Annotated in this window: 15 protein-coding genes; 6 read left to right on the forward strand and 9 right to left on the reverse strand. The window is 61.6% G+C overall.

Translation table 11 applies throughout. From position 1 onward, the window contains the following. Positions 1–29: 29 nt before the first annotated feature. The gene (locus H145_RS20305; protein WP_019947426.1) at positions 30–659 is read left to right on the forward strand and encodes a Uma2 family endonuclease; all 630 of its coding nucleotides are present in this window, start codon (positions 30–32) and stop codon (positions 657–659) included. A gap of 37 nt (positions 660–696) precedes the next feature. Here the strand turns inward: H145_RS20305 and H145_RS0106990 are convergent, their stop codons facing one another. Then, on the reverse strand, positions 697–3,123 hold the full coding sequence (locus tag H145_RS0106990; RefSeq protein WP_019947427.1) for a TonB-dependent receptor domain-containing protein: 2,427 nt from the start codon (positions 3,121–3,123) through the stop codon (positions 697–699). A 206-nt stretch (positions 3,124–3,329) separates the two neighbouring features. Between H145_RS0106990 and H145_RS20310 the strand changes: the two genes are divergently transcribed. The 3 genes from H145_RS20310 to H145_RS20315 all read left to right on the forward strand — a co-directional run bounded on the left by H145_RS20310 (position 3,330) and on the right by H145_RS20315 (position 5,917). Further along, on the forward strand, positions 3,330–4,382 hold the full coding sequence (locus H145_RS20310) for a sensor histidine kinase (protein WP_019947428.1): 1,053 nt from the start codon (positions 3,330–3,332) through the stop codon (positions 4,380–4,382). Between the two features lie 95 nt (positions 4,383–4,477). Further along, positions 4,478–5,218, forward strand: a complete 741-nt coding sequence (locus H145_RS0107000; RefSeq protein WP_019947429.1) for a LytR/AlgR family response regulator transcription factor — start codon at positions 4,478–4,480, stop codon at positions 5,216–5,218. 93 nt (positions 5,219–5,311) lie between these two features. Continuing rightward, positions 5,312–5,917: a Uma2 family endonuclease gene (locus H145_RS20315; RefSeq protein WP_019947430.1), complete on the forward strand. Its 606-nt coding sequence runs from the start codon at positions 5,312–5,314 to the stop codon at positions 5,915–5,917. Between the two features lie 100 nt (positions 5,918–6,017). Here H145_RS20315 and pruA read toward each other — a convergent pair whose 3' ends face one another. The 7 genes from pruA to H145_RS0107040 form a co-directional block, all read right to left on the reverse strand. Further along, positions 6,018–7,682 carry an L-glutamate gamma-semialdehyde dehydrogenase gene (pruA, locus tag H145_RS0107010; RefSeq protein ID WP_019947431.1) on the reverse strand — a complete coding sequence of 555 codons (1,665 nt, stop codon included), beginning with the start codon at positions 7,680–7,682 and terminating at the stop codon, positions 6,018–6,020. A gap of 192 nt (positions 7,683–7,874) precedes the next feature. Beyond that, the gene (locus tag H145_RS0107015) at positions 7,875–8,549 is read right to left on the reverse strand and encodes an SOS response-associated peptidase (RefSeq protein WP_019947432.1); all 675 of its coding nucleotides are present in this window, start codon (positions 8,547–8,549) and stop codon (positions 7,875–7,877) included. Positions 8,550–8,634: 85 nt separating this feature from the next. Then, the gene (locus H145_RS0107020; RefSeq protein WP_019947433.1) at positions 8,635–9,093 is read right to left on the reverse strand and encodes a DUF3592 domain-containing protein; all 459 of its coding nucleotides are present in this window, start codon (positions 9,091–9,093) and stop codon (positions 8,635–8,637) included. 21 nt (positions 9,094–9,114) lie between these two features. Next, a complete protein-coding gene (locus tag H145_RS22620) occupies positions 9,115–9,663 on the reverse strand; it encodes a hypothetical protein (protein ID WP_019947434.1) in 549 nt (182 codons plus the stop codon). Between the two features lie 75 nt (positions 9,664–9,738). Further along, positions 9,739–10,434, reverse strand: a complete 696-nt coding sequence (locus H145_RS0107030) for a YjjG family noncanonical pyrimidine nucleotidase (protein ID WP_019947435.1) — start codon at positions 10,432–10,434, stop codon at positions 9,739–9,741. Between the two features lie 72 nt (positions 10,435–10,506). Continuing rightward, positions 10,507–10,833 (reverse strand): (2Fe-2S) ferredoxin domain-containing protein, encoded by a 327-nt coding sequence (locus H145_RS20325; RefSeq protein ID WP_019947436.1) that lies wholly within the window; start codon positions 10,831–10,833, stop codon positions 10,507–10,509. Between the two features lie 140 nt (positions 10,834–10,973). Next, positions 10,974–11,360: a metalloregulator ArsR/SmtB family transcription factor gene (locus H145_RS0107040; protein ID WP_019947437.1), complete on the reverse strand. Its 387-nt coding sequence runs from the start codon at positions 11,358–11,360 to the stop codon at positions 10,974–10,976. Positions 11,361–11,487: 127 nt separating this feature from the next. Here H145_RS0107040 and H145_RS0107045 point away from each other — a divergent pair, with 127 nt between their 5' ends. Then, entirely contained in the window at positions 11,488–12,168 is a 681-nt protein-coding gene (locus tag H145_RS0107045) for a carboxypeptidase-like regulatory domain-containing protein (protein WP_157541314.1), read from the forward strand. Positions 12,169–12,397: 229 nt separating this feature from the next. Beyond that, positions 12,398–13,780 (forward strand): NAD(P)/FAD-dependent oxidoreductase, encoded by a 1,383-nt coding sequence (locus tag H145_RS0107050; RefSeq protein WP_019947439.1) that lies wholly within the window; start codon positions 12,398–12,400, stop codon positions 13,778–13,780. A gap of 74 nt (positions 13,781–13,854) precedes the next feature. Here H145_RS0107050 and H145_RS0107055 read toward each other — a convergent pair whose 3' ends face one another. After that, entirely contained in the window at positions 13,855–14,502 is a 648-nt protein-coding gene (locus H145_RS0107055; RefSeq protein WP_071595138.1) for a beta/alpha barrel domain-containing protein, read from the reverse strand. Between the last annotated feature and the right edge of the window lie 11 nt (positions 14,503–14,513).

Here is a 14,513-nt window from a genome sequence, read left to right on the forward strand (position 1 = left end):
ATCTTTACCTCAACCAAACTCCGCCCGAAATGGCTTCCCCGCAACCCAAACTTCCCGCCCGCTACACCGTCGAAGAATACCTGGCGCTGGAAGAAACCGCCGACCAGCGCCACGAATTCTACCAGGGCGAAGTGTGGGCAATGGCCGGCGCCACGGCCTTACATAATGAGTTGTGCTACAATTGCACTGCTAGCCTCAAAGGTGCCGCACGCAAGCAGGGCTGCAAGGTTTACTCGGAAAACGTGCAATTGGCGGTAGCCGATGGCCGGTTCTACACCTACCCCGACGTGATGGCGACCTGCCACGACGAGGACGTGCAGGCCGAGCGCACCATGCGCAATCCGGTGCTGCTAATTGAAGTGCTGTCGCCCTCAACGGCCGACTACGACCGGGTCTGGAAGCGGTTCCGCTACCAGCAACTGCCCTCGTTGCGCCACTACCTACTGGTATCGCAACAATACCAGGCCGTCGACTGGTACCACCGCGCCTCCGACACCGCCGACTGGCAACACCAGGTGCTGACGATGCCCGATGAGGCCGCCGAAATTCCGGAGTTGGCCACCCGGCTGTTACTGGCCGACATTTACGCTGAGCTAGGCATACCCTTGGTAACCGACGACAACGCCGGCATGGAAAAACCAAACGGCCGCCCCGAGTAGGACGGCCGTTTTGGTACGTGCAATAGCCCCAATCAGCCTACCGGCCCACCCGGCCTTCTTCCTCCTGGCTGCCGGCGTTGCGCTGGGTGCGGGTCTTGCCGTTGCCCAGCTTGCAGGTGAAGGTTAGCGTTACGCGGCGGCTTTCCCACTGGTTGGTCCAGGTTTGGTTGACGTTGTTGTAGCGCAGGTCGCTCCGGAAGCGGTTGGTGGCGAATACGTCGCTAATGCGCAGGCTCAGGCTGGCTTTTTCGGCCCACAGCTGCTTTTTGAAGCCCAGGTTGAGCTGCCCCGAGGAGCGGGTGTAGAACAGCCCCTGCACCGAAGGCGAATTGTAGTAGCCACCCACCAGCACCTGGTACTCGCGGGGCAGCTTGAAGGTGTGGTCGGAACTGGCCGACCAGCCGAAGCGGGCCAGGCGGACGTGCTGGCCTTCCAGTTCGGTAGAAACCACGTTGTAGCTGCCGCTGAGCTCGTTGTCCATGCCCCACCAGTCGGTGAGGGTGGTGTGGCCGCCCGAGCTAAGCGTGAGCGTAGTGGCCCGGCCCAGGTTGCGGGGCATGGTGGTCGACACCTTGGTCTGGTCGTTCTGGCTTACCACCTCGTTCATGGCGTTGGTTTCGCGCAGGTAGCTCAGACTCAGCACCTGAAAATCTTTGTGGATGTAGTTGAACACCACCGACTGGGACAGGGAGGGCGCCAGAAACGGGTTGCCCTGGTGAGCCGTGTAGAAGTCGGTGTAGCGCAGAAACGGGTTGAGGTCCTGGTAGCCCGGCCGGGTGATGCGGCGGCTGACGGAGGCGCTCAGCTGGTTGTGGTCGTCGATTTTGTAGGCCGCGAAGGCGCTGGGAAACAACTGGAAATAGCGCCGCTGCACGCGCTGGCCGGTGGTGGGCGAGTTGCCCGTCGATTGGGTTAATTCGCCGCGCAGGCCGCCTTTCAGCTCCAGCTTGCCCAACGTGGTGCTCAGCGTGAAGTAGCCGGCGCTGATGTGCTCGTCGTACTGAAACGAGTTGGTGCGCAGCGTGTCGAGTAGCCACTGCTGGCCGTTCAGTTGGTCGAACTGGATGGCGCTTGCGGAGGTGGTCCAGCTGGTTTTGCCCCCGGTTTCGGCCCGCCACTTGGTGCCCGCGAACGGGTGCACGTAATCGATTTTGGCAGCCCGGATAGTGGTTTCCGAGGAGTTGGCACTTCGTAATTTACCAGCGTCCTGGCCCAAGCCCTCGTTTTCCAGCCCAGAAGCCAGGTTACGGAATTGCTGGTCCTGGGCGCTGGTGTAGCGCACCAGGTCGGCATCGGCGCTCAGTTCGCGGCCGGTGCTGTCGATGGTCCAGCGGTAATTCAGGTTGAGGGCTTGCGATGCGCCGTGGCCGTCCTGGGGGTTGAAAAGCTGGCGGCGCTCCACGAAGCGGCCGGCCGGGTCGGTGGTCACGGAGTTGGCGGTGCTCAGGGCGGTGGTCTGGTCGGCGGCCCCGCGCAGGCCCAGGCCCAGACTGTGGCGGGCGTTCAGGGCTACCTCGGCCCCGGCGGCGTAGTTGCCGGTGTAGGTGAGGGGGCGCCAGTAGTTTTCCTGGCTGAACACCGTGTCGCGGATGAGGCGGCGCATGGTGAGGCGGTTGAACGAGTTGTAGCGGCCCCCGTCGAGGCGGGCGTACAGGCGCACCTTGTCCACGTTGTAGGCCAGGTTGGTGCCGGCCCAGCTTTTCTCGAAGCGCCCGTAGCCGCCGCCCACATTGAACGTGCCGCTCAGGCCCGGCAGCTGGTTGCGCTTCAGCCGGATATTGAGCACCCCGGCGGTGCCAGCGGCGTCCATCGAGGCGGGCGGGTTGGGCAGCAGCTCTAGCTGGCTGATGGCCGAGGCCGGCAGCGACTTGAGGTAGTTCTTCAGCACCTCGCCCGACATGTAGGTAAGCTTGCCGTCGATGAGCACGTTGATGCCCGTGCTGCCCCGGTACACGATGTTTTCGTCCTTGTCGAGCCGGATGCCGGGGGCCTGTTGCAGCACCTCCAGGGCGTTGGTGCCGGCCGTGTTCAGGCGGGCCACATTGATGATGGTGCGGTCGGCGCGCTGCTCCAGCCGGGGCGGCAGGCCGGTTACCTGCACTTCGCCCAGGGTGGTGGTGGCCGGAGTCAGGCGCAAAGCGGGCACGGCCACGGGCTGGCCGGCTACCACGGCAAAGGCGGCGCTCCGGGCGGGTTGGTAGCTCATCATCAGCGCCTTCACGCAGTAACGACCGGGCTGCACGCCCTCAAACGTATAGCTGCCCTGCTCGGTGGTGGCCAGCGAGGCGGCCACGGCCGAGTCGGGCAGTTGCAGCAGCACGGCGGTGGCGAAGCTCAGGGGCCGGGACTGGGCATCCAGCACCCGGCCCGTAATGGGAGCGGCAAGCTGCGTTGGGGCCGGAGCAGAAATCTGGGCGGTGGCGAAAGCGGGCAGCAGCGAGAGAAGCAGGGTAGCGGAGCGCATCGGGAGCGGGGCTTAGTGAAAGGGTAAGCCAAAGGTGAGCTCCCGGTTCGGGCGCTGAAAAAAGATTACACCAAACCCCCGAAACACGCTGCCACTGCCCCAAAAGCCGGGTTTGCCCGTTCGCATCCCAAACCGGGGCAGTGGCATAAAAAAATAGGGCTTGCAGTTAGGCCGGTGTAGGTTTGATGCCTAAACCTGCTACCCGTATGACTACTTCCCGCTTCCTGACCATTCCCATCTTTTTTTGGCACCTGCTGGGCTGGTTTTTCTACGGCGGCTACAACCTGCTGGGCCTGTTCATCGGCCGCAACTCGCCCACGCCCCAGGCCCTGTGGTTCAACGGCTCCATGCTGCTTATCCGCATTCTGGAGTTTTACCTGTGCTATCTGGTAATCTATCCGCGGCTGCTCCGCCCGGGGCGGGGCTGGTCGTTGGTGGGGGCGGTGCTGGGCGTGGTGGCGCTGTTTATTGGGCTGCGTGCGTTTATTGAGGAAGTGCTGTTCCCGGCCGTGCTGGGTTTTGGTAACTACCAAATAGGTGGTTCTACTGCTTTTAAAGTAGGTTATTACATAGGCGATAATATATACTTCGCTACGCCCATTATTTTAATCAGCGCGGCCATTTGGGCTAGTCAGACTGCGCTACAAAGAGAGCGGGAAAACCGGGTGCTACGGGATGAAAAGCGGGCGGCCGAAGTGGCCTTCCTCAAAACCCAGATCAACCCGCATTTTCTCTACAACACGCTCAACATGCTCTATGGGCTGGCCTACCCGGTGTCGAAGCCGCTGGCCGCCGCCATCCTCAAGCTGGCCGACCTGATGCGCTACATGCTGCCCGACACGCCCGACGGCCAGGTGCTGCTGAGCGAGGAGCTCGACTACCTGCGCAACTACCTCGACCTGTACCGCCTGCGCTTTGCCGACCAGTTTTTCGTGGATTTTCAGCTCCGCGGCGACCCCACCGGCCACCGCATCGCGCCGCTGCTGCTCATCCCGTTCGTGGAAAACGCCCTCAAGCACGGCACCCTCGACGACCCCGCCCACCCGGTTCAGATTCAGCTGGAGGTGACTGCCAGCGGCTTACAATTCGAAGTCCGCAACCAGCCGCTTCACTCCGGCGACCACAAGGACGCCACCACCGGCGTGGGCCTGCCCAACCTGCGGCGGCGGCTGGAGCTGCTGTATCCCGGCCGCTACACGCTGAGCGTGGGGATGGAGGCGGCGCAATTCGTTACTTCGCTGCAACTTGCCGAGGGATAAATCGGAAGTGAAGAGCACAACTTTCGTTGCCGTCCTTAGTCTGTCAGAACAAGAGCTAACAGCTAGCAGCTGAAAGCTAATAGCTAAACACTTCTATGATTCGTTGCCTGGTAGTTGACGACGAAGCGCCGGCCCTGGCCATTCTGGCCGATTACATCAACCAGGTGCCCTTCCTGACGCTGGTGGGTACCACCACCAAGCCCATCGAAGCCCTCACGCTGGTGCAGCAGGGCGGGGTTGATTTGGTGTTTCTCGACATTCAGATGCCCCGGCTCACGGGCCTGCAGTTCCTCAAGCTGGCGGGCAACAAATGCCGGGTCATCCTCACCACCGCCTACCCCGAATACGCCCTCGAAGGCTACGAAAACGACGTGGTCGATTACCTGCTCAAGCCCGTTTCGTTCGAGCGGTTCTTCAAGGCGGCCCAGAAGGCGCTGGCCCTGCTGCCCGGCCCGGCCGCCGTGGTGCCGTCCGCGCCGGTAGCAGCCCCAGCGGCCCCGGTGCTGACCCCGCCCGCGCCGGTGGCCGACCATATGTTTGTGAAGGGCGAGAGCAAGAACAAGTTTCTGCGGGTCGAGTACGCCGATATCCTCTATATCGAGGGCCTGAGCAACTACGTGGCCATCCACTTGCCCGAACTGCGGCTGGTTACCTACCACACGCTCAAGGATTTGGTTGAAACCCTGCCCCAGCCGCCATTTCTGCGGGTGCATAAGTCCTTCATCGTGTCGCTCAGCAAAATCCGCATGGTCGACGGCAACACGATTTACATCGGCGACAAGGAAATTCCGGTCAGCGAAACCTACCGCGAGCAACTCTACCAGCTCATCCGCTAGGCCCAGCCAGATAGTAAGCGGCGGGCCGGATTGACGCTGAACCGGGCAGCAGCGAAAAGCCTTATCTTTGAAGTATCCCCAACGCTACCTGCTATGGCCCAACCCCAAACTGCCGCGCCCGCCCGCTACACGGTCGAAGAATACCTGGCGCTGGAAGAAACCGCCGACCAGCGGCACGAGTACTTCGAGGGTGAGGTGTTTGCCATGTCGGGGGCTTCGGCCACGCACCACACCATCCGTCAGAACTGCGTTATCAGCCTGCGGGCCGGGCTGCGCGGGCGCGGCTGCAAGGTGTATGACGAAGGCATGAAGCTGGCCGTGCAGGAGGGCCGCTACTACACGTATCCGGATGTGCTGGTGACCTGCCATGCTGCTGATGTGGAGGAGCCATTCATCGTGCGCCACCCGGTGCTTATCATCGAAGTCCTCTCGCCATCTACCGCCGACCACGACCGGAGCTGGAAATTCAATCAGTACAAGCAGATAGCTTCGTTGCAACACTACGTGCTCGTAACCCAGCACACCTGCCTGGTCGAGTGGTTCCGGCGTGAGGAAAGCGGCGTCTGGTCCTTCACGCCGCTGGCGGAGCTGACCGACACGCTGGAAATTCCCGAGCTGGGCCTGACGCTACCAGTGGCCGCGGTGTACGACGAACTGGACATCACGCCCATGCAGGCCCAGCCACCGACCGAGCAGTAAGCTGCTGTCAGCCAGTAAAATTGCAAGCCGCTTTAAACAGAAAACGGCCACCCCAGACAGGGTGGCCATTTTCAGTTCAGGCAAGAAACAGCGCTTTGGGCTAGATGCCTTTGTCGCGGTTCAAATCCTCGGCTGGGGCGGCGCCCAGGAAGGGGTAGCGGTAATCCATAACCGGCACGAAGGTCTCCTTGATGGTGCGCGGCGACACCCAGCGGAGCAGGTTGAGGATGGAGCCGGCCTTGTCGTTGGTGCCGGAGGCGCGGGCGCCGCCGAAGGGCTGCTGGCCCACCACGGCCCCGGTGGGCTTGTCGTTGATGTAGAAGTTGCCGGCCGCCTGCACCAGTTTCTTGGTGGCCAGGTCGATGGCGTAGCGGTCCTGGGCAAACACGGCGCCGGTCAGGGCGTAGGGCGAAGTCTGGTCGACTACCTCCAGGGTTTGCTCGTACTCGTCGGCCTCGTACACATACACCGTCACGACGGGGCCGAACAGTTCCTCGCACATGGTCACGTACTTGGGGTCCTTGGTGACGATGACGGTGGGCTCGATGAAGTAGCCCTTGCTCTTGCTGTAACCGCCGCCGGCCACGATTTCCACGCTGCTGTCGGCCTTGGCGGCGTCGAGGTACTTGGCCAGCTTGTCGAACGATTTTTCGTCAATCACGGCGTTGATGAAGTTGGAGAGGTCCTCCACGTCGCCCATTTTGAAGGTGGCGAGGTCCTCCTTCACGTAGCCCAGAATTTCGTCGGCCAGGTTCGAGGGCAGATACACCCGCGAGGCGGCCGAGCACTTCTGACCCTGATACTCGAAGGCGCCGCGCGAAATGCCCACGGCCACGGCCTTCGCTTTGGCCGATTCGTGGGCCACGATGAAGTCCTTGCCGCCGGTTTCGCCCACGATGCGCGGGTAGGTTTTGTACTTGCTGATGTTCTCGCCAATCGTTTTCCAGATGTGCTGGAACACGCCGGTCGAGCCCGTGAAGTGGATGCCCGCGAAATCGGGGTGCTGGAAGATGACCTCGCCGGCCGTCGGACCGTCCACGTACACCAGGTTGATAACGCCGTCGGGCAGGCCGGCTTCCTTGAACAGCTCCATCAGCACCTGGGCCGAGTAGACCTGAGTGTCGGCGGGCTTCCAGACGGCGACGTTGCCGAGCATGGCCGCCGAGGTGGGCAGGTTGCCGGCAATGGCCGTGAAGTTGAAGGGCGTGAGGGCGAAAATGAAGCCCTCCAGGGGCCGGTGCTCCAGCCGGTTCCACATGCCGGGCGACGAAACGGGCTGCTGCTTGTACAGCTCGCTCATGTAGTACACGTTGAAGCGCAGGAAGTCAATCAGCTCGCAGGCGGCGTCAATTTCGGCCTGGAAGGCGTTTTTGCTCTGCCCCAGCATGGTGGCCGCGTTGAGGCGGGCGCGGTAGGGGCCGGCCAGCAAATCGGCGGCTTTCAGGAAGATGGCGGCCCGCTGCTCCCAGGGCAGCTCGGCCCACTCGGTGCGGGCGGCCAGCGCGGCCTCAATGGCCTGCTGCACGTGCGAAGCGTCGCCGCGGTGGAAGTGACCCAGCGTGTGCTTATGGTCGTGGGGCGGGCTCATGCGCACGAGCTTGCCGGTGCGCACCTCCTGGCCGCCAATGTGCATGGCAATATCGCGCTCCTGCTGCTTGAGCTCCTTTAGGGTCTTGAGCAACTCAATCCGCTCGGGCGAATCGGGCGCGTAGCCCTTCACGGGCTCATTTATCGGTAGCGGAACGTTGAAATGGGCATTGGCCATAAAACGGATGGTTTTTAGGTGGCGGAATGGATAGACTGCAAAGGTAGGGCTTCGGGATTAGGTAGAGTAATACGAGTGTCATCCTGAGCGCAGCGAAGGACCTGCTTACGGAAGCACAAGATGTTGCTGAGGTTGTGCTTCCGTAAGAAGATCCTTCGCTGCGCTCAGGATGACAGACGGTTTCAGGCTCAACTACACCGGTTCCAGCACGGCCGGCTCGTTGTGGGAGGGCGAGTTTACCAGCTTGCTGATGACGTACTCACGCATCAGCTCGGTGGGGTAGGGGCGGAGCAGGGCTTGGTGGTCGGCGGCCGGTACGGCGTCGCTGAGCCAGGCCTGTTCGGCCTCGGGGCCCTGCAGAATCACGGGCATCCGGTGGTGCAGGGGCTGCATCAGGGCGTTGGGCTCGGTGGTGACGATGGTGAAGGTGGGCAGGATTTCGCCGGTGGCGCGGTCGAGCCACTCGTCCCAGAGGCCGGCGAAGGCGTAGGGCTGCCCGGAGGTGAGCAGGATGCGGTGGGGCGTTTTGGGCGGCAGGCCGTGGGCTTCCTTCTGCTGCCACTCAAAGAAGCTGTCGGCTAATACCAGGCAGCGCCGCCGCTGCAATAGCTGCCGGAACGAGGGCTTTTCGGCCAGCGTTTCGGCGCGGGCATTGATGGGCTGGGGGCCGCTGGTGCGGTCTTTCACCCAGGCCGGCACCAGGCCCCATTGCATCAGCCGCACCTGCTCGGGTGCGGTGTTGGTAATCACGGGCAGGTGCTGCGAGGGCGCGGCGTTGTAGGTCGGCGCGAAGTCAGTGGTATAGTCAGCCCCGAACCGTTCTTTTACCAGGCCGGGCGGGGAAATCAGGGAATAGCGTCCGCACATAATTCAGGAGGAATAAAACGTGAGGCTTCGTTTTACGCGCATTCCGAAGTGACGTTTTGCTTGTGCGCGAGTTGTCAGGTTCAGGCTAGTTTGGTAGATAGCCATCCGGCCGCCGCCTTCGCCAAGCCTTATTCACCGCCCATCCATCGAAGAAGAAGAGTAGAACTGCGGGAAGCCAGATGAGCATCAGACCACTAAAGCTCCACTCAGAATCCAGCATCGGTTTACCGGACTGCTGAGCTGCGTAGCGTACTGTCACCTTCATGTCCAATGTCAGCTTGTTGAAGATGCTGGAAGTAGTAATTATCCGAGCTGTCTGCACACCTTGCTGCGGCTGGCTGTATCGAATAATGACTTCGTAAAGGGAGCTTTTGCCGGAACCGACCTTCCCCGGCAACGCCTGCACGGTAGCAATGGCAGCAGTTCCGTGCAGCGTCCGCCACCGCGAAACGGCGAGGCCTAGAAAGGCGAGCAGCAATGCTACGCTAACTGGGAATAAAACCCAGGCTCTGAGCCATAAAATGAGGGTAGCTTTTTGGAACATGTGCAGGCCAGTAACTCACCACTACACCCGCTCCAATAACTCCCATACCTGCCGTTCCAGGTCGGTTTTGGAGCCGGTGTTCTGGAGCACGGCGTCGAAGTGTGGGTAGTCGTCGAGGGCGGTTTCGCTGGGGTGGGCGTCGTCGCGGGTGCCGTCGCCGCGCTGGTGCAGCGGGTCGCCCTCCACGCGCAGCATCAGGCCGCCGCGGCTGCGGATGAGGTCGGCCTCGTTGGGGAAGCGCACGTCGGGGATGAGCGTGCACTGCTCGGTGGGCAGCTTCGAGAAGAACGCCTGCACCCAGATATCGGGCTCCCAGAGGCGCAGCGCCAGGCCCACTTGCTGGAGCATCTCGCCCCGGGTGCGGCCGAACGCGGGCAGCTTTTCGGCCTTGCCCGTCTGCGAAAAGTAGGGCGCCGTGCCCTCACCGGCCAGCGCCGCGCACACGGCCTTGATAGGCTCGCCCACCGAGCGGATGTGCCACTTGCGCTCGGGCTGCAACTGCTGCATGAGCCGCGCCACGGTGTCTTTGCCGCTACCCCGGCGGCCCGAAAAGCCGATTAGTTTAATCATCGGGCAAAGGTAGCCGCGCCGGTTAATTGTCGGGCCCCAACTGCTAAGCCAAGCCGCGCAAGGCGCTCAAATCAGCTACAAAAAACCCTTCAACTCGCTCAGGCAGCTGATTTCGTAGGTTACCTGATTGAAGTGGCGGCGCTTGTCGGGGTTGAAGTACACCTGGTCGAGGCCGGCGTTGTGGGCGCCCAGCACGTCGCACTCCAGGTTGTCGCCCACCATCAGGCTCTCGGCGGCGGTGGCGCCGGAGCGCTCCAGCGCGTGCGCGAAAATGCGGGTGTCGGGTTTGAGGTGGCCGCAGCACTCGGAGGTGATAATCTCCTGGAAATAGTCGGTCAGGTTCGAGGATTGCAGCTTGACGTACTGCACGTCGCGGAAGCCGTTGGTAATCAGGTGCAGCACGTAGCCCTTGCCCCGCAGATACGCCAGCACCTCGTGGGTATGCGGAAACACGGCCGACTTGAGCGGCAGAATATCGGTGAACTGCTCCGACATATCGGCCGGCGAATCGGCCTCGCTGAGCCCCAGCTTGCTGAACGTGCGCGGAAACCGGGTGGCCCGCAGCTGCTGCTGCCCGATTTTACCGTTCTGGTACAGCCGCCATAGCCCGTGGTTGATGTCGGAATACACCCGGATGAATTCCTCGACCGTGAACGTACCGTAGCGGCTCAGCTCGTGCTGTTCGTACAAATGGCGCAGCGTCTGGTCGGCGTTGGTTTCAAAATCCCACAGCGTGTGGTCGAGGTCGAAGAAAAGGTGACGGTATTTCACGTGGGGGTGATGAGGTAAAAGGTGAGCAGGTGATGAGGAGTGAATTGTTTTTCAACAACTCGGAAAGCGCAATCAGTCAAGCAGTAGCCGCTTTACAACCCGGCCTTCACCCAGATGTTCGTGCACGATTTCGGCGGCGTCGCGCGGGCGCACGTCGCCGTAGGTCACGGCCTCGGGGTAGATAATGAGGGCGGCGCCGGGGCCTTTTTTGCAGTGCTTGCACAAATCGAGGCAGTTGCAGGTTTGTACCCGCACCTTGCGCTTCTGGCCGCCCGAAAACAGCGTTTTCAGCCCCTGCTTCTTCAGCTCAAACTTCAGCGCCTTGGCCACGTCGCGCCCGATTTCATCCTTCTGGGCCGCGCATACAAATAGCCGGCTAACGTTATCTGCTGATTTCACGGTTAGTAGTATTTGGTATTGAGTATTGAGTATTGAGTATTGAGTATTGAGTATTGAGTATTTGGTATGGAGAAGTGATTGGTAGTTATGTTATTAAAGGATAGATTTTTATCTCAATACTCAATACCAACTACTCCATACTATAAGCCTTGCCAGCGCCGGTTCTGGAGCTTGTACGCGGCCAGCTCGCGGTTCGACCACAGCGTTTGGTAGATTTTCTGGTCCTGCATCAGCTGGGCATCGCGCTCCATGTAGGCCAGCAGCTGGCGCAGCAAATCCTGGGCTTCCTCTTTGATGAAGTAAAACACCCAGTTGTCGAGGCGGCGGAAACTGACGAGGCCGGCGCTGCGCAGGTGGGCCAGCTGACGCGAGGTTTTGGTCTGCGAAAAGTCGAGCACCTGCTCCAGATCAGAAATACACATTTCCTGGTTGCGCCACAGCAGATGCAGGATGCGCACCCGGCTTTCGTCGGCCAGGGCCCGGAATACTTGCTGGCCAAATGCAACGGTAAAGTGTTTGAGGCGCATCTTTAGGCGAAAGCGGGAGGGAAGAAAAGCGGCCGGAACCCGGCGGCGGCCCGAATTTAAGCCAAACCCGCCAGCAGCCCCCGAAAGTGCCGTATCTTTGGTATTCCTAATGACTTATCTGCCCGTTGTGAATTCGGTTCGAGTTTCTTTTCTGCTGACGGTGCTGCTGCTGGCCCTGGGTCTGCTGCTGGCGCCCGGCGCGGCCCGCGCCCAGGGCCAGCGGCCGGTGGTGCAGTTCACCGGCATCGTGGCCTCCGGCGATTCGCTGCTGGGCGTGCCCGGCGCGGCCATTTTTGTGCCCCTGGCCGGCCGCGGCACCACCAGCAACGAGTACGGCTACTTCTCGATGCCCGTGCTGGCCGGCGACAGCATCGTGATTCGCAGCCTGGGCTACCGCAACCAGTACGTGATTGTGCCCGCCAGCTACCCGCGCCAGAGCTACTCCGTGATTGTGCAGCTGCAGGAAGACGCCACCATTCTGCCCGAAGTGCGCATCTTCCCCTACGCCACCGAGAAGGCGTTCAAGGAAGCGTTTCTGGCCATGGAAGTGCCCTCCGAAAACGACCGAACGGCCGCCGAACGCCTCAACGACAAAGTGATGCGCCGCATGTTTAACACGCTGCCCGTTACCAGCATGGGCAACTTCCGCCAGACCATGCAGAACCAGCAGCTCGACCAGCAGCGCCGCATGGGCTTCGGCCAGACCCCGGCCACCAACAACCCGCTGCTCAACCCCTTCAGCTGGCTGCAGCTCATCAAGCAGGTGAAAGCCGGCGAGTTCAAGAAGAAGGAAGGCGTGGATTATTAGGGGCTTAGGGGCTGGGTTGAACGAAACCGTTTGTCATCCTGAGCTTGCGAAGGACCTATACAGAAAGTATATCCATTGATTAGCTTCTGCATAGGTCCTTCGCTGCGCTCAGGATGACAAATGGGTTCACTCATTCATCAACTCACTCATCCACTGCCCAACCCCAACCATAACCCTGGCGGCCGTTTAGGGGTAAAGGAAGTGTTTGACCTCACGCATTTTCCTGCTTATGGATACCAATCTGCCGCAAACCACCCAGCCCCGCATCGTGATTGTCGGGTGCGGTTTTGCCGGGCTCCGGCTGGCTAAAGACCTGGAGAAGCTGCCGGTGCAGGTAGTCGTCATCGACCGCAACAATTACCACAACTTCCAGCCCCTGCTGTACCAGGTGGCCACCGGCGCCCTCGAAGCCGACAGCATTGCCTACCCGATCCGGAAGATTTTTGCCGGTCAGCACAACTTCTACTACCGCATGGCCGATGTGGAGCGGGTCGATCCGGCGCGCAACCTGCTGGAAACCAACATCGGCGACATCCACTACGACCACCTGGTGCTGGCTACCGGCTCGCTCACCAACTTCTTCGGCCTCGACAGTATCGAGCAGAACGCGCTGCAGATCAAGAGCATCCCGAACGCGCTGAACCTGCGCAGCAACCTCTTTCAGAACTTCGAGAAGGCCATCCTCACCGAAGACCCGGCCCAGCGCCAGGCCCTGATGAACGTGGTGGTAGTGGGCGGCGGCCCCACGGGCGTCGAAATATGCGGCTCGCTGGCCGAGATGCGCAAGGACGTGCTGCCCAAAGACTACCCCGAGCTCGACCTGAAGAAGATGGAAATCTACCTCATCGAGTCGGGTGGCGAAGTGCTGGGGCCGATGAGCAAGGAGTCGCAGGTGCAGGCCAAGAAGTACCTCGAAGACATGGGCATTCACCTGCGCCTCAACACCCACGCCCAGCGCTTCGAAGACGGCAAGCTTTACTATTCCGACACCGAATTTATCCGCACCCAGAACCTGATTTGGGCCGCCGGCGTGAATGGCTCGGCGCTTGATGGGCTGCCCGCCGAGGTGGTGGCGCGCAACAAGCGCGTGGGCGTCGATACCTACAACCGGGTGCTGGGCCTGCGCAACGTGTACGCTATTGGCGACGTGGCCAATATGGTCACCGACGAAATGCCCCGGGGCTACCCCATGCTGGCGCCGGTAGCTATTCAGCAGGCCGAGCAGCTGGCCGATAACCTCGGGCGCCTGCTGAAAGGCGACGAAATGGAGCCGTTCAAGTACATCAACAAGGGCAGCATGGCTATTGTGGGCCGCAACCGGGCCGTCGTCGATTTACCCGGCGACCTGCACTTCGGCGGTTTCCTGGGCTGGCTTACCTGGCTGTTTGTGCACCTGATGACGCTGGTCGGCTTCCGCAACAAGGCCGTCACGCTCGTCGGCTGGGCCATCAGCTACTTCAGTTCCGACAAGGCCCTGCGCCTCATCATCCGCCCCTACGAGCACCACGATTTCGATGAGTACCAGGGTGTGAAGGCGGCCGAGCACAAAGCGGCCACGCCCACCTACCACCCGCCCGTTCCGGCGCCCGAAGCCCCGGTAGTAGGGGGCTAATAACACAGTTTATTCTCATAGCAAAGGCCTCAATCCAGCCAGATTGAGGCCTTTGCTATGGAAGAAAGCTCCTGCTAAGCCGGCCGGAGAGCGGCCAGCAATTCCGCCAGCTGCGCTGTAAGCCGCGCCGGGTCGGTAGTATCGAGCAGGCGGGCATCGAGGCCCACGCAGCTGGCGCCGGCGGCCTGCCACTCGGCCATGGTTGCCACGGTGGGCTGAATACCGCCGGTGGCCATGAGAGGCACGTGGGGCAGCGGGCCGCGCAGAATGGCCAGGTAGGCGGGCGTGAGGTAGGCCGAGGGGTAGAGCTTAACCAGCGTAGCGCCCAGCCGGTGAGCCGTGTACACCTCATTCAGCGTCTGGGCGCCGGGCAGCCAAGCCAGGTCGTGGCTGCGGCAGATGGCACCTACCTCGGGGCTGGTGATGGGCTGGATGATAAAGTCGGCCCCGGCGGCAATGAAGCGGCCCGCCTCCTCGGGCGTATAGATGGTGCCGGCGCCCAGCAGCAAATCGGGGTATTCGGCCTCCACGAAGCGCTGGAGCCGGGCAAAAATGGCCGGCGCTTCGTCGCCGCGGTTGGTAAACTCGAACAACCGGATGCCGGCCGCGTAGCCCGCCGCCAGCACCGTGCGGGCGTACTCCTCAGAAGCGTGGTAGAAAACCGGCAGTAGCGGGTGCTGCCGGACCTGGGCCAGCATGTGCGCCGCAGAAAACATAGCCATAAGCGGGAACG

The organism is Hymenobacter aerophilus DSM 13606, from assembly GCF_000382225.1.
Taxonomy (GTDB): Bacteria; Bacteroidota; Bacteroidia; order Cytophagales; family Hymenobacteraceae; genus Hymenobacter; species Hymenobacter aerophilus.

What these genes read in the sequence shown, in the direction of transcription:
- H145_RS22620 (WP_019947434.1), bottom strand. Translation starts at nt 9,663, where the DNA reads ATGATTAAACTAATCGGCTTTTCGGGCCGCCGGGGTAGCGGCAAAGAC.
- H145_RS0107020 (WP_019947433.1), bottom strand. Translation starts at nt 9,093, where the DNA reads ATGTTCCAAAAAGCTACCCTCATTTTATGGCTCAGAGCCTGGGTTTTA.
- H145_RS20310 (WP_019947428.1), top strand. Translation starts at nt 3,330, where the DNA reads ATGACTACTTCCCGCTTCCTGACCATTCCCATCTTTTTTTGGCACCTG.
- pruA (WP_019947431.1), bottom strand. Translation starts at nt 7,682, where the DNA reads ATGGCCAATGCCCATTTCAACGTTCCGCTACCGATAAATGAGCCCGTG.
- H145_RS20305 (WP_019947426.1), top strand. Translation starts at nt 30, where the DNA reads ATGGCTTCCCCGCAACCCAAACTTCCCGCCCGCTACACCGTCGAAGAA.
- H145_RS0107055 (WP_071595138.1), bottom strand. Translation starts at nt 14,502, where the DNA reads ATGGCTATGTTTTCTGCGGCGCACATGCTGGCCCAGGTCCGGCAGCAC.
- H145_RS0106990 (WP_019947427.1), bottom strand. Translation starts at nt 3,123, where the DNA reads ATGCGCTCCGCTACCCTGCTTCTCTCGCTGCTGCCCGCTTTCGCCACC.
- H145_RS0107050 (WP_019947439.1), top strand. Translation starts at nt 12,398, where the DNA reads ATGGATACCAATCTGCCGCAAACCACCCAGCCCCGCATCGTGATTGTC.
- H145_RS0107000 (WP_019947429.1), top strand. Translation starts at nt 4,478, where the DNA reads ATGATTCGTTGCCTGGTAGTTGACGACGAAGCGCCGGCCCTGGCCATT.
- H145_RS20315 (WP_019947430.1), top strand. Translation starts at nt 5,312, where the DNA reads ATGGCCCAACCCCAAACTGCCGCGCCCGCCCGCTACACGGTCGAAGAA.
- H145_RS0107040 (WP_019947437.1), bottom strand. Translation starts at nt 11,360, where the DNA reads ATGCGCCTCAAACACTTTACCGTTGCATTTGGCCAGCAAGTATTCCGG.
- H145_RS0107015 (WP_019947432.1), bottom strand. Translation starts at nt 8,549, where the DNA reads ATGTGCGGACGCTATTCCCTGATTTCCCCGCCCGGCCTGGTAAAAGAA.